The organism is Pseudomonas sp. R5-89-07, assembly GCF_003851685.1.
In the GTDB taxonomy this organism is placed as follows: domain Bacteria; phylum Pseudomonadota; class Gammaproteobacteria; order Pseudomonadales; family Pseudomonadaceae; genus Aquipseudomonas.
Genome location: NZ_CP027727.1, coordinates 793,816 through 807,027, shown reverse-complemented (window position 1 = coordinate 807,027; position 13,212 = coordinate 793,816). Strand labels below are relative to the sequence as shown.

The 13,212-nt window shown below is 60.8% G+C and carries 12 protein-coding genes; 6 read left to right on the top strand and 6 right to left on the bottom strand.

The genetic code is table 11. The features are described 5' to 3' along the window. Nucleotides 1-10: 10 nt before the first annotated feature. Nucleotides 11-1,180: a hypothetical protein gene (locus C4J94_RS03485; protein ID WP_124384992.1), complete on the top strand. Its 1,170-nt coding sequence runs from the start codon at nucleotides 11-13 to the stop codon at nucleotides 1,178-1,180. 139 nt (nucleotides 1,181-1,319) lie between these two features. Beyond that, nucleotides 1,320-1,844: an SET domain-containing protein-lysine N-methyltransferase gene (locus tag C4J94_RS03480; protein ID WP_124384991.1), complete on the top strand. Its 525-nt coding sequence runs from the start codon at nucleotides 1,320-1,322 to the stop codon at nucleotides 1,842-1,844. On the opposite strand, the gene can is transcribed toward C4J94_RS03480, so the two are convergent. Further along, the gene (gene can, locus C4J94_RS03475; protein ID WP_124384990.1) at nucleotides 1,841-2,485 is read right to left on the bottom strand and encodes a carbonate dehydratase; all 645 of its coding nucleotides are present in this window, start codon (nucleotides 2,483-2,485) and stop codon (nucleotides 1,841-1,843) included. The genes C4J94_RS03480 and can overlap by 4 nt on opposite strands. Before the next feature lie 139 nt (nucleotides 2,486-2,624). Between can and C4J94_RS03470 the strand changes: the two genes are divergently transcribed. Next, nucleotides 2,625-3,029 carry a serine kinase/phosphatase gene (locus C4J94_RS03470; RefSeq protein ID WP_124384989.1) on the top strand — a complete coding sequence of 135 codons (405 nt, stop codon included), beginning with the start codon at nucleotides 2,625-2,627 and terminating at the stop codon, nucleotides 3,027-3,029. A gap of 119 nt (nucleotides 3,030-3,148) precedes the next feature. Here C4J94_RS03470 and rimI read toward each other — a convergent pair whose 3' ends face one another. Both rimI and C4J94_RS03460 read right to left on the bottom strand, forming a co-directional pair. Then, entirely contained in the window at nucleotides 3,149-3,601 is a 453-nt protein-coding gene (gene rimI / locus C4J94_RS03465) for a ribosomal protein S18-alanine N-acetyltransferase (protein WP_124384988.1), read from the bottom strand. Next, entirely contained in the window at nucleotides 3,594-4,337 is a 744-nt protein-coding gene (locus C4J94_RS03460; protein ID WP_124388916.1) for an energy transducer TonB, read from the bottom strand. Before C4J94_RS03460 ends, rimI begins: the two co-directional genes overlap by 8 nt. 187 nt (nucleotides 4,338-4,524) lie before the next feature. Here C4J94_RS03460 and mksB point away from each other — a divergent pair, with 187 nt between their 5' ends. Genes mksB through mksF form a run of 3 tightly spaced genes read left to right on the top strand, consistent with a single transcriptional unit; the run spans nucleotide 4,525 to nucleotide 9,336 of the window. Next, nucleotides 4,525-5,802 (top strand): Mks condensin complex protein MksB, encoded by a 1,278-nt coding sequence (gene mksB, locus C4J94_RS03455; protein WP_124384987.1) that lies wholly within the window; start codon nucleotides 4,525-4,527, stop codon nucleotides 5,800-5,802. Continuing rightward, nucleotides 5,792-6,499, top strand: a complete 708-nt coding sequence (mksE, locus tag C4J94_RS03450) for an Mks condensin complex protein MksE (protein WP_017134536.1) — start codon at nucleotides 5,792-5,794, stop codon at nucleotides 6,497-6,499. Before mksB ends, mksE begins: the two co-directional genes overlap by 11 nt. Further along, on the top strand, nucleotides 6,496-9,336 hold the full coding sequence (gene mksF / locus C4J94_RS03445) for an Mks condensin complex protein MksF (RefSeq protein ID WP_124384986.1): 2,841 nt from the start codon (nucleotides 6,496-6,498) through the stop codon (nucleotides 9,334-9,336). Before mksE ends, mksF begins: the two co-directional genes overlap by 4 nt. Nucleotides 9,337-9,513: 177 nt before the next feature. Here the strand turns inward: mksF and C4J94_RS03440 are convergent, their stop codons facing one another. The 3 genes from C4J94_RS03440 to C4J94_RS03430 are packed head-to-tail and all read right to left on the bottom strand — an operon-like array spanning nucleotide 9,514 to nucleotide 13,079. Further along, nucleotides 9,514-11,817: a PqiB family protein gene (locus C4J94_RS03440; protein WP_124384985.1), complete on the bottom strand. Its 2,304-nt coding sequence runs from the start codon at nucleotides 11,815-11,817 to the stop codon at nucleotides 9,514-9,516. Beyond that, on the bottom strand, nucleotides 11,810-12,433 hold the full coding sequence (locus C4J94_RS03435; RefSeq protein ID WP_124384984.1) for a paraquat-inducible protein A: 624 nt from the start codon (nucleotides 12,431-12,433) through the stop codon (nucleotides 11,810-11,812). Before C4J94_RS03435 ends, C4J94_RS03440 begins: the two co-directional genes overlap by 8 nt. Continuing rightward, entirely contained in the window at nucleotides 12,420-13,079 is a 660-nt protein-coding gene (locus C4J94_RS03430) for a paraquat-inducible protein A (RefSeq protein WP_124384983.1), read from the bottom strand. The genes C4J94_RS03435 and C4J94_RS03430 overlap by 14 nt, the downstream gene beginning before the upstream one ends. Nucleotides 13,080-13,212 lie beyond the last annotated feature (133 nt).

Below are 13,212 nucleotides of genomic sequence, written 5' to 3'. Positions count from 1 at the left end.
GGAACCAACTATGTTCAAACCGACCAGGCTAACCTTGACCCTGGCCGCACTGCTGGCCAGTGCGGTCGTAAAGGCCGACATCGAAGTGCCATTAGGCAGCACGCAGCGTGTCACCCAGTTGTTTGCGTTTCCCAATAACTGCAACGTAATCTGCTTTCGGCCCTGGACGCTGGAGCAGACCGCCGAGCATTATTTGAACCAGAGCCTGCAACGTGACGGCTACAGCCGGGCCAAGGTCAGCGTCAAGGTGCATGACGGCCAGGTCGCAGCAACCTTCAGCGGCGTGCCGCAGAGTTACAGCCAGCCCCTGACGGCGCTGCTCGACACCGCCGACCTGGCTTACCAGGGCGCCAGCCGGCTCAACAGCGACGGCAAGTGGGCCTATAACTGGTATCTGTTCCTGCCGCTGGGCATGGCCCTGGAAAACCGCAAAAGCATTGAGCTGCTGCACTTTCCGCCGGACTATTCGCTGACCCAGGCCCAGGACTACCTGGAATCGGCCACCACCGACCGCTGGGCAACCTTGCTCACCGACAATGGCATTCCTGCCGGCGAAACCCCGGCCTACCAGACCATCATCGATATCGCCCCGATCGCCGCGCCGTCGAATGCCGGTAAGGACCTGGAAGCCGTCTACGGCTATTTCACCGACTACCAGACCCGCATGGTCAAGGAATTGAGCCTGCGCCCCAACGGTACGTTGCCAATGGTCGCGTTCGGCGCGCCGGTGCGCAGTTGGATCAAGCAACAATACGGGCAAACGGTGGCGGTGCTGGGCCTGGCGCAGATCAGCCCGGAGCCGGGCAAGCCGGTCTCGGTGCTCGGCGCCAACCACCCAAGCTACATCTGGTATGCCGCCAGCCCGGATACTTATGACGGTAATGAGCAGAAGGCCGATGAAGCCGGCTTGAAAGTGATGGGCCAGGATCTTAGTGCAGCCTGCTGGCAAGCCGGCATGGGCCAGAAACCCGCCAGCGACGCGAATGTATTGCTCAAGGCGTGCATGAACACCTGGCAAGTCACGCGCAAAGAGCAGACCTGCGAGCTGTTCTATACCTCGGTGCGAAACCTGAGCCCGGAGCAGGCCAACGCCAAATGCGCCACGCCCACCATCAAGGCCCAGTTGAAGCAACTGCGCAGTGCAGCACCCGCGCCCAGTCTCGCGCCACCCGCACTGTAAGAAACGCCGGCGATTTCTACTGTCAGATTTGACAGTAGAAATCGGATCCGACTTCGGCGAGTCTTGAGCGGCGTCCATTTGCTGCAAGACTGGCAGTCAGTTTGCTCCCGCAGGTCCATGCAGCCCTCCCAGGAGAGCCATGAAAATTCAAGCCATGGATAAGGCTAAAGCGGCTGTGATTGACTGCCTTTATCCGTTCAAGACATTGCGCGTCGATCAAGGTTACCCCTCGACCGAGCAATTCCAGATCGTGCAAGACGCCGAGGGGGTAACCGCCGGAATAAAAGCCCGCGTCGGGTTTGACAGCCGCGTGCGCATCGCCAGGATTTCCGGCTACGCCGTCAGCGAACAGCGCGCGAATACGCTGCAGCTGTCGCCACGCATACACTTGTACGACGCCTGGTTCTGCGGCCTGTTGCAGCACTCGTGCAACCCGAACGTGTTCCTCGATGCCACTTATCTGGAACTCTGGAGCGTGCAGCCCATCCCCGCCGGCACCGCATTGACCCTCGACTATGCCGCCACCGAAGACGCGCTGTCCCGGCAGTTCGCCTGCCATTGCGGCGAGCTGAACTGCCGGGGCTGGATCACCGGCAGCAAGGAGCCGTTGAATGCCGAGGGCCAGGCCTTCATGGCCTGGTGGCGCGAGCGTAAACGGCCTTAGGCTTCGCCCAGCGGCCGCAGACGGTACTGCGGTGGCAACTGCTCAAAGCCACTGATGGTGGTGTTCAAGCTCTTCCAACGGCCATCCTTGATGCCATAGATGCAACCATGGATCGACAGGCTCTGCCCACGGTGCCAGGCGTTTTGCACAATGCTGGTATGGCCGACGTTGGCCACCTGCTGAATAACGTTCAGCTCGCACATGCGGTCTACGCGTTCTTCTTCAGTGGGCAACTGGGCCAGCACGTCGCGGTTTTCGTAGTAGAGGTCACGAATGGTGCGCAGCCAGCCGTCGATCAGGCCGAACTGGCGGTCCTGCATCGAGGCGCGCACGCCGCCGCATCCGTAGTGGCCGGTGACGAGAATGTGTTTGACCTTGAGCACATCGACCGCGTACTGGATCACCGACAGGCAATTGAGGTCGGTGTGCAGCACCACATTGGCCACGTTACGGTGCACGAACAGATCACCGGGCAACATGCCGACGATCTCGTTGGCCGGTACACGGGCATCGGAGCAGCCGATCCACAGGTATTCCGGGGTTTGCTGGCGGGCGAGCTTGGCGAAGAATTCGGGATCTTTCTGTTTGATCGCATCCGCCCAGCGTTCGTTGTTGTCTAGCAGGTCTTGTAATTCGTTCATCAGGGAAAACCTCAGGAATGATGCGCAGTTTTGTGACTGACAACCCCTCGTCCGGGTCACGCCTGGCGCAAATTAGCTTGAATCTTTGGGGCGCAGAGCCGGTCCACACACTATAAGCCCCACAGTATGAGGATTGGCCATGACTGAATCACGACGTCCCTACGGCGCTACGCAGCCCGAACCGATTGATGACAACGAAGACCGCATGGGTTCGATGCGCGAGCTGGATTTTGACGAAGAAGACCAGACAGCGGAAATCGGCGATGAAATCCCACGTGGCGAACGCGAGCATCTGATGCCCGACGAACGGGTGCGCGAGGCCGGGCTGACGGGGGCTTCAACGGATGACCATGAGTCGACAGATGATGATATGAGCCCGGAAACGCTGATCCATGAGGATGGCGCGCGGGATGCACGGGAGGAAGGGGAAGATAATGCCGCCGATTATGACCTGAGCATCGTCGATGAAGATGAGATTGGCGGTGGGAATGGGTTGGATGAGGCCGAACTGGCCGACCTGGACCCACTCAACGGCAAGCGCTGACACAGCGCAGTTCAAAATGTGGGAGGGGGCTTGCCCCCGATAGCAGGGTGTCAGTCACTGCACAAGTTGACTGATACACCGCTATCGGGAGCAAGCCCCTCCCATATAGGGTTCGGCGTTTAGTCGACCAGGGTGCAGGCCATCACGACCGCGTCTTCGCGGCCACCCACGGCGGGGTAGTAATCCCGGCGCCGGCCGATTTCGTTGAAACCGTAGCGCTCATACAAGCGGAATGCCCCGGCATTGCTGTCGCGCACTTCCAGGAAACACTCGCGGGCATTGGCCGCATAGGCGCGGGACATCAAATGCTCCAGCAACGCCAGGCCCAGGCCTCGGCCCTGATTCTCCGGTTTAACGGTGATATTGAGCAGGTGCGCCTCATCAAGGGTGATCTGCACCACGCCATGGCCCACCTGCTGCTCACCCTCGAACATCAGCCAGATCTGGTACTTGCCCAGCCCGTCGAGAAAGATGCCGCGGGTCCATGGGTGGCTGAACGCCGCATATTCGATCTTCAGCACGGCATCGAGGTCGGCCTCGGTCATCGGGCGGAAGGATAAAGCCTCACTCATCGGTTGTTTTCCAGCGCGCCATCAGCCGGCGCATGGCTTGCCAGACATCAGCCTTACGCTGTGGCTCTTCCATTAATAATTCCAGGCCCGGCAGGGCCCATACCGAACCCAGCCCTTCGACCTGCAGCTCGCGGTACCAGGCTTCGGCATTGGCCTCGCCGGCAAAGCGCACGGCGGGCAGGCCGATCAGCCACAGACAGACACACGGTTCGTCTTCCAGGCGTGCCGAGACAAAGCTTTGTACGAAATCCCGCGCCGCTTCCGGGCCCTGGTCCATGGTGCCGCGCACCAACAGCGGCCAGCGCACCGGGTCGCCGATAATTTGCGGGCTGTCGGGCAGGCCGGCGGCACGCAGCATGTCCTTGAGCAGCAGGTAGGCCGGGTCCCGCGACTGGAAGCGTTCGCCAGTGGGCAATTCCACCAGCAACAGGCAACGCCCGGCGCGTAGCAGTTGCAGGGCAAAGCGTGGCGGCGGCACCACAGGAGCCTTGGCCACCGGGGCAGCGTCTTCTGCGACCACCGCCTTGACCACAGGAGACGGGCGCGGCACCTCGATCTTTGTGCGCTCCAAAGGCGCCCGTGTTTCCGGCACCGGCTTGACCACCGCAACCGGGGCCGCGGCCTCCTCGCCGGAAGGCTCGAACGCCTCATAGGGCTCCAGCGCCTGCAACAGCTCGGGCCGCGACGGCGCGGCAAACGGCAGTTCGGTGCGGGGCAGCCAGTTGACCACCTGCATGGCAGTCAAGTAAGCGCGACGTCGGGACTCGATAAGCACAGCTCGGCCACTTGTGGATAACTAAAGAGCGGGGATTCTACCGCTGTTCGACAACAATCGCCCACTGCGCGCTGACCGGCTGTGGATAAATCCCGCGCCCGATGCAGTACAATCGCGACTTTTAATCGCCAACCAGCCGGCCACTCCCATGATCGAACCCAAGCGCGTCCTGCGCGCCCTCGCCGAACACTGGGCCTTACTTGAGCCACTGTGCGAACACTTCGACCAAGGCACCCTGAGCCTTGGCGAGCTGCGCGCACAATTGGCCGCCCAACAACTGGACAGCACGCCCCAGGACATCACCAGCCTGCTGGACGTGTGGATTCGCCTGGATATCCTGGTGCCTGTGGCCAAGAGCCCGAACCGTTTCGAGCTCAACGCGCAGATCCACGACTTCCTCGCCTATCTTCGCAAGGAGCACCGGCTTGGCCTGTGCCTGGAAATCGAAGCCTACCTGCGCCACCTCGAGCGCCTGGCCGGTTATATCCAGGACGCTTTCGACATCCGCGACGGCCACGACCTGGCCCGGCAGTTGCGCCTGCTGGATATGCGCGTACGGGATGTGCTGAAAAAACTCGCCAACGATGAGCAGGCCCTCGCTGCCGTGGCCGACCGTGCCAAGACCAGCGACCGGCAGATCCCGTTGCGCCAGCGTTATGCCGAGGTATTGGCCACCTGGGACGAATACGTCGAACCGATGATCCAACTGGTGAACGCCGACGGCGCGTTCGAGCAAGGCGTGCGCAAGGTGGAAAATGTGCTGCTGCGCATGCTCACCGAGCAACAGCGTCTCGGCCACCTGGTGGACGACGACATGCTGCTGCGCACCCATGCGCGCATCCTCGAGATGCAGACCAGTGCCCAGCTGACCCTGCGCCATGCGCGCGAGCTGCTGTTGCCGCTACGCGAAGAAGCCCGCCGGCACAACGCCGTGACCCGTGGTGCGGCGCTGGCCCTGTCGGCGATCCGGCGCAAAGGCCTGGATGCAGTGCCGCAGGCCGCCATGCCGATGTTCAGCCGGCCGCAAAGCACCTTCCTGGGCAGTGCCAGCCAGGTCGAGGCGTATGTGTATGCCCTGGCGAATTTCGAGCCGAAACCGGCGCGCTTTCCCAAGGCGCACAAAACCCACAAGGGCCAAGCCCCGCGCGCGCCGCGAACGGTCAAGGAAATGCTCGAGCGCTGCGAAGACGCCCTGCCGATGCCGGACCTGATGACCTGGCTGCTGGAGCAGGAACCGGACGGCGCGACCGACGAGTTGCTGTACTGGTTCTCACGGCTCTCGCGAGAAAAACGCTTCAAGCGCGAACGCCTGGAGCGCCGCGACTACCACACCCACGAGCACCAGGTCAGCCTGCGCTCCTTCGCCCTGCTCCCGGCCGGCGTTGACGCTACCGAGAATTCTGCGAGCACGCCTTATGCATCTTGATCTATCCGAACTGTCCCAGCTGGCGCCGATCTTTCGCGAGCTGTTCAAGGGTTACCACGTCAGCCGCCGCGACCCGGAGCTGTACGCACAACTGTCGAATTTCCAGGACCAGTACCGCACGCTGTTCAAGGCCCTGGGCTTTGAGCTGGTCTGCGATACGCGGGGGTTCTACTACTTCGTGCCGGACACCGCCGTGGCCGCCGCGCAGGTGAACAAGACCGCCCAGCGCCTGGCGCTGTTCACCTTCATCATCGTTGAGCATCTGGCCGACCAGGGCCGCGATCCGGTCGCCGTGCTCGATGGCGGTAGCCTGGGCCGCGATGAACTGCCGTCGTTGCTGGAGAAATACCGCGACCTGTTTATCCAGGCCGAAGTACAGACCCAGGAAGAACTCGAAGAAAAAATCATGCGCCGCATGACCCAACTGGGCTTTGCCAGCGAAGACAACGGCATCTATCGCTTCCTGCCGCCGATGCATCGCTTCCTCGATGTATGCCTGTCGGTGCAGCAGGACCGTGACCTCGCCGCCAGTGTGCACAGTGTATTGCCGCTGCCGGCGCCGGTGATCATCGACGAAGACAGCGATGAAAAATTACTGAAGACCGATGACCCGCTGGATCTGAGTGACTTCGCTGAAGAAAGCGAAGAAGACGCCCTCGCCCGCGCGATTGCCGAAGAACAGGAGACCGATGCATGAGTAAGGAACGCTACGGCATACGCCGCTTCGCCCTGTTGAACACCGCCGGCTACAGCCTGGGTTTGTTCCCGCTGGAAGAACCGTTGTCGGTGTATGGCGCGAACAACCTGGGTAAGTCTGCGTCGATCAACGCTTTGCAGTTCCCGATCCTGGCGCGCATGTCGGACATGAGTTTCGGCAAGTACACCCTGGAGCAATCGCGGCGCTTCTACTTTGCCACCGACACCAGCTACATCCTGGTGGAAGTCTCGCTGCCCCACGGCCCGCACGTCATTGGCGTGGTCGGGCGCGGCCCGGGCGGTGGTTTCGGTCACCAGTTCTTTGCCTATGCCGGCAAGCTGGACCTGGCCCACTATCAGAAGAACGACACCTGCCTGCGCCAGAAAGAGCTGTTCACCAATCTTGAGCGCGAAGGCCTGAAGGCCTATGAGCTTAAGCCTGATGAACTGCGGCGCTTGCTGGTGGGCGGCCACACGTCGATTCCGCTGGACCTGACGCTGATCCCCCTGCGCTCCACCAGCGAACAGAGCCTGAAGACCTTCCGTGCGTTGTTCATCAACCTGCTGCACATGCGCGAAATCACTGCGGCCAAGCTCAAGCAACTGTTCCTCGATGCGTTCGAACACAGCTTGCGCTCCGGCAGCGTCGATTACATCGCCGCATGCGAAGAAGCCTTCCGCGATGTGCGGCGCATGGAACAGGACTACAACTCGCTGGTGGCCGCCGGGCCTTTGGTCGAAGCGCTCGCCAATGGCGTGAAGCAGCGCGACATTCTGCGCGGCAAATTGCATCGCCTGTCGCCATTGCTGGATTCGCTGCTGGGCACCTGGTCGGATTACGCCAGCGCACGCAAGGAAGAGCTGACGATCCAGGCCGAACACTATCGCAACGAGCAGGACGCGCTGCAGAACGACCAGCGTGGCGGCACCCAGGAGTTGATGCGCCTGGAGCGCGAGATCAGCGGCATCCAGCGTTGGCTGGGCGAGCTGTCGGTGCTCAAGCATCGCTTCGCGCTGGTCGATGACGTGAAGGTGCTCGAGCAGCAACTGCTCGCGGCCAAGGACGCTCACGATGAGTTGGCGGGTGCGCTGGCACAGTCCCGTCAGTTCAGCGCCGAGGACCTGAACGAGCGCCTGCGCGACCTGGAAAAACGCTTGAAGTCGGTCAAGCAGCAACTCGATCACGCAGACAACAACAGCTACGCCAAACTGCGCGAAGAGTTTTCGCAGCAGGACGTCGAGCGCCTGATGCGCCTGTTCAACAGCTCGTTGTTCAGCCTGCCGCTGGGCGAGCACGGCATCACGCTGGACGAGGAAGGCCAGTGGGTCAAATCCCTGGAACAGATCCTCGATGGCTTCAAGGGTGAGCGTTTCGAAGTGCCGGGGCTGTCCATCGACATCTCGCACATCGAGCCACCGGCTCTGCAGGCGCTGGCGGATCGCGCGGCATTGCGCGACCAGAAAGAGCGTCTGGAAAAAGAACTCAAGCAACTGAAAACCCAGCATGCGGTCGCCTCTGACCGAGCGGCGAGCAAGACCCAGACCGAAGCCCTGTACCAGCAGGTGCTGGACGCGCAGAAGGCGCTGGAAGATTTCCGCCGCACCCAGACCCTGAGTGCGGAAGAAGGCGAGAAGCTGGAAAACCTCGCGCAGATGGAAGCGGCCCAGGACGAATTGAAGCGCTCCAGCGACGCGTTCACCGAGCGCGTCCAGCAGCTGTCGGCCAAGCTGCAACTGGTCGGCCGGCAGATCGGCGATATGGAAGCCAAGCAACGTACGCTGGATGATGCGTTGCGCCGTCGCCAGCTGCTGCCGGCAGACCTGCCGTTCGGCACGCCGTTCATGGACCCGGTCGACGACTCCATGGACAACCTGCTGCCGCTGCTCAACGACTATCAGGACAGCTGGCAAGGCTTGCTGCGCGCCGATGGCCAGATCGAAGCGCTGTATGCCCAGGTGCGCCTCAAGGGCGTGGCCAAGTTCGACAGCGAGGATGACATGGAGCGTCGTCTGCAACTGTTGATCAACGCCTATGCCCACCGTACCGATGAGGCATTGACCCTGGGCAAGGCGCGCCGTGCGGCGGTCACCGATATCGCACGGACCTTGCGCAATATCCGCAGTGACTACGACAGCCTGGAACACCAACTGGCGTTGTTCAACCGCGAAATCAACAAGCGCCAGGTTTCCAACCTGCAGAGCTTTCGCATCGTGCTGGCGCCGAACAAGGAAGCCCTCAAGCACATCGACCAGATCATCCACAGCGCCGGTCAATATGAGGAAGGCGAGACCTTGTCGGTGTTCGACCTCAGCCAGAGCGCCGAACAGGACAACAAGAACGAAGAGGCCAAGGAATACCTGGCCCGCCTGGTGGCGGCCAACCATAACCAACTGGGCCTCAAGGACCTGTTCGAACTGGCGTTCGAGATCACCAAGGTGCATGGCCAGCCGGTGATTCACACCGATATCGATGGCGCCGCGTCCAACGGCACCACCATGACCATCAAGGCGCTGACCAACATGTACTTGTTGCTGCACCTGATGGACCGCGACCAGGCCGGTCGTGTGCGCTTGCCGTACTACCTCGACGAAGCCGCGGATATCGATGAGAAAAACCAGGCGGCGCTGCTGGAAACCAGCCTGCAGCTGGGCTTCGTGCCGATCCTGGCCAGTGTGAAGCCGCAGGTGTCTGCCCAGGTGGCGATCGACCTCGAAGGCGGCAGCGGGCCGAACGGGATCTACATCGATGAGGCGGACTGGAAGTATATTCGTCGACATGATGTGGTGAAGGCGACGATTAACGTGCAGGCCGATGAGCCGGAGTTGGATGAAGTCTGACGTGTAGCGCTGAAAAGCAAAAAGGCCGCGATCTTTTGGATCGCGGCCTTTTTTTGTGGGCTGGCGTTTTGTATTGAGTTTGAAGGCCTCATCGGGGGCAAGCCCCCTCCCACATTCTGATTTGTGAATACATTCAAAGTGTGGGAGGGGGCTTGCCCCCGATGGCTGCGCCTCGGTCTACTTGCCCAGCGGAATCTTGGGCGCCCAGGTCAGCCACTCGTCCTCGAACTTGTCGAACAGCGCAAAGGTCTGCTGCGGGCGCGCCGGGTTGCCCATGCGTTCGCCATCAGGCGTGGCAAAGGCAATGCCGCCGGCAACCAGGGTCTCCAGAGACTCGGTACGCACCGTCGCGCCCTTGAACAAGCCGAAGTCGAGTCCGAAGCCGCTGGTGTTCCAGAAGCGGCTGCCACTGCGTACCAACGGCGCGTACTTGGGTTCGATCAGGATGTGCACCAATACACGGTCGGCGGTCTGCCCCAGCTCATAGCCGGTGACCTTGCCCACGGTAACTTCACGGTAGGTGACCGGCACGCCTTCCTTGAGCGAACCACGGCGTGCGGCGCTGAGTGTCAGGCTCAGGCCCGCCTCCTGGTGCACGGCTTCCGGCGGCTGGGCAAGGGCGACAAAACTCTTCTGCGGGCCGGCGTTTTTCGCAGCCGGCTGCACTTCGATGTATTGACCGGTGACCAGAGTTTCCAGATTTGCCGTCTTCATCAGGCCCAGCTCAGGCTTGACCACCCAGAACTGGCTGCCAACCCGCGCAATGCGGTCGGCCACTTGGGTGATACGCGCCTTGAGCAGCACCGATTGCATGTCGGCACTCAGGTCTACGCTCTCAATCTTGCCCACATCCAGGCCTTTGAAGCGCACCGGCGTGCCTGGGCTCAAGCCGTCGGCGCGATCGACCTTGATGGTGACCAGCGTGCCATGTTGATTGGCAGCGTCACGATCGGCGAACAAGCGGAAACGGGGGATGCGTCTTTTCAGCGGCACATTCGGTTCCGGCGTTTCGAAGGCGATACCGCCGGCCATCAGGCTGGCCAGGGATTCACTTTTCACCTGGATACCGCCGGTAAGCCCGCCAGTGAGGGTGACACCGCTGGCATTCCAGAAACGCGTCGAACCATTGACCAGGCCTTCATACTCTTTCTCGATATGAACCCCGATCACCAATTGCTTTTTCTTGCGTGAAAACTGGTAGCTCTGCACCGAACCGACCTTGACCTGCTTGTACAGAATCGGGCTGCCGACATCCAGCGAGCCCAGGTTGTCGGTAAGCAACACCATGTGCAGGCCCGGGGAGCGCAGGTCCAACGGCGGGGCCTTGGCGCGGGCCACGTACTCACGTTGCGGCGGGGTGCCTTTATCACCGGGGCGGATGGCGATGTAGTTACCTTTGACCAAGGCCTCAAGGCCAGTAATACCGGCCAGGGAGATGGACGGCTTGACCACCCAGAACTGCGTGTCCTGAACCAGGTAGTCTTCGGCCAATGGGTCGAGGGTCAATTCAGCGCTGGCGCTGGACAGGTCGGGGTCGATCTTCAGGGTTTTCAGGCTGCCGACCTGGATACCTTTGTACATCACGGGCGTACGTCCAGCCTGCAGGCCTTCGAAGTCGGCAAGCTTGACCTTGACCTTGATGCCTGCGGCGGCGGCGTCGAAATCTTCGTACAAGCGGAAAGGCAGGCTCGGGTCGGTGGGCGGACTGTCCTTGCGATTTTCCGGCGTGGCGAACGCAATGCCCCCGGCGACGATGCTGGAGAGGGATTCGCTGCGCACCTTCACACCGGACAGGTTGGCGTCGATGCTGATGCCGCTGGCGTTCCAGAAGCGCGTATGTTTGCGTACCAGGTTGGCGTAGGTCGGTTCGATATAGACCTTGATCTCGACGGTACTTTGGTCTTCAGACAGCAGGTAGCTTTTGACCTGACCGACCTGGATCTGCTTGTAGAACACCGGGCTGCCACGGTTCAGCGAACCCAGGCGATCGGCCTTGAGGGTCAGGTGCAGGCCGGGCTTGGCGTCGGATAACGGCGGCTCTTCGGAGAGTGCCTTGAACTTGCGGGTGGGCTCACCATCGCCTGGGCTCGCGGCGATGTAGTTGCCCGAGACCAGGGTTTCCAGGCCAGTGATGCCCGCGAGGCTGACGCTGGGCTTGACCAGCCAGAAGCGAGTATTGGTCTTGAGATACTGTTCGACATCCTTGTTCATTTCGATGGTGGCAATCACTCCACGATTGCTGCCTTCGTCATCCAAAGCCAAGGCCTTGACCTTACCCACCGTCATGCCTTTGTAGACCACTTCGGTCTTGTTGACTTGGATACCTTCGCCGCTTTCAAAGCGGACCTGGATCTCGATACCCTGCTGGGAGTAGGCACGCCAGCCCAGCCAGCCACCGATGATCAGGGCAATCAGGGGCAATACCCAGATGGCCGACCAATTGGATGCAGGGCGGGTTTTAGCTTTAGGCAAATCACTCATGGTCGTCATCCGACTCCGTGTTATCCCAAATCAGTCGGGGATCGAAGGTTACTGCGGCAAGCATCGTCAAGATCACCACACTGGCGAACGCTGCAGCGCCGAGATTGGCTTCGACACTGGCAAGTCGCCCAAAGTTTACGACCGCCACCAGGATGGCGATCACGAAAATATCCAGCATGGACCAGCGTCCGATGAATTCGATGAAGCGGTACATCAGAATGCGCTGCTGCGCGGACAGCGGTTGACGACGCTGCACCGAAAACAGCAGCAGGCCGATACCCACCAGCTTAAACGTTGGTACCAGGATACTGGCGATAAACACCACAGCGGCAATCGGAAACATGCCGTGCTGTACCAGCTGGATCACGCCGGACATGATGGTACTGGGGTCGCCTTGGCCGAGGGAGTTGACGGTCATGATGGGCAGCAGGTTGGCGGGGATATACAAGATCGCCGCAGTGACCAGCAGTGCCCAAGTGCGTACGAGGCTATTGGGGCGACGTGCGTGGATCAATGCACCGCAACGGGTGCAGAGTTGCTCATCGGCTTCGGCTTGCTGCTTGTTCAACTCGTGGCATTCAGTACAAACCAGAATGCCTGCATCAATTGCCCGCATGGTCGTCCTCTCCTGACAACGCTTGCCAGATCTGATGGGGTGACATGACCACCTCAAGCAGGATCTGAACCATCAATAGACTGACAAAGCAGACCAGGCCCAAGCCAAGCGTAATGGAGGCCATATCAGCCAGCTTCACCAGTGCGACCAGTACGCCCATCAGGTACACCTCCAACATCCCCCAGTCTTTCATATGGTGGTAGATGCGGTAGAACAGCAATCCATAACTGCGGCCGATATTCCAGCGGATGCTCAGCAGCACAGCCAGTTGGCACAGCAATTTGAGCAGGGGAATGCCCATGCTGCACAGGAACACCACAATGGCGACGCCTTGCATGCCGGTATTGAACAGGCCGACTACGCCGCTCCAGACGGTGTCCTGCGAGGACTGCCCGAGTAGATTGAGCTGCATGATGGGTAAAAAATTCGCAGGGATATACAGCAGCAGTGCAGCCAGCACCAAGGCAAGGCTTCGCTCGACGACATTGTGACGGTGAGCGTAGAGCTCGTAACCGCAACGCGGGCAATGAGCCTTCTCATCAAGGGCGAGCGCGGGTTTGCGCATCAGCAGGTCGCACTCATGGCATGCCACCAAGTCGTCCAGGGGTAAGTCCGACACCTCGAGGGCATCAACCGGATCGGGCATAAATAGGGCTCGGGCTCTAAAAAAGGTTAGGCGCCTATTCTAGTGGTCTGGTTCACAAATAACTGTGCAAATTTGTCAGGGCTGTTGGGATAGCGCTGACGATCTTCGCGAGCAAAATGGAGTCTGCAGGCGG

What these genes read in the sequence shown, in the direction of transcription:
- C4J94_RS03470 (WP_124384989.1), top strand. Translation starts at nt 2,625, where the DNA reads ATGACTGAATCACGACGTCCCTACGGCGCTACGCAGCCCGAACCGATT.
- C4J94_RS03435 (WP_124384984.1), bottom strand. Translation starts at nt 12,433, where the DNA reads ATGCGGGCAATTGATGCAGGCATTCTGGTTTGTACTGAATGCCACGAG.
- C4J94_RS03440 (WP_124384985.1), bottom strand. Translation starts at nt 11,817, where the DNA reads ATGAGTGATTTGCCTAAAGCTAAAACCCGCCCTGCATCCAATTGGTCG.
- mksE (WP_017134536.1), top strand. Translation starts at nt 5,792, where the DNA reads ATGCATCTTGATCTATCCGAACTGTCCCAGCTGGCGCCGATCTTTCGC.
- mksF (WP_124384986.1), top strand. Translation starts at nt 6,496, where the DNA reads ATGAGTAAGGAACGCTACGGCATACGCCGCTTCGCCCTGTTGAACACC.
- can (WP_124384990.1), bottom strand. Translation starts at nt 2,485, where the DNA reads ATGAACGAATTACAAGACCTGCTAGACAACAACGAACGCTGGGCGGAT.
- mksB (WP_124384987.1), top strand. Translation starts at nt 4,525, where the DNA reads ATGATCGAACCCAAGCGCGTCCTGCGCGCCCTCGCCGAACACTGGGCC.
- C4J94_RS03485 (WP_124384992.1), top strand. Translation starts at nt 11, where the DNA reads ATGTTCAAACCGACCAGGCTAACCTTGACCCTGGCCGCACTGCTGGCC.
- C4J94_RS03430 (WP_124384983.1), bottom strand. Translation starts at nt 13,079, where the DNA reads ATGCCCGATCCGGTTGATGCCCTCGAGGTGTCGGACTTACCCCTGGAC.
- rimI (WP_124384988.1), bottom strand. Translation starts at nt 3,601, where the DNA reads ATGAGTGAGGCTTTATCCTTCCGCCCGATGACCGAGGCCGACCTCGAT.
- C4J94_RS03480 (WP_124384991.1), top strand. Translation starts at nt 1,320, where the DNA reads ATGAAAATTCAAGCCATGGATAAGGCTAAAGCGGCTGTGATTGACTGC.
- C4J94_RS03460 (WP_124388916.1), bottom strand. Translation starts at nt 4,337, where the DNA reads ATGCAGGTGGTCAACTGGCTGCCCCGCACCGAACTGCCGTTTGCCGCG.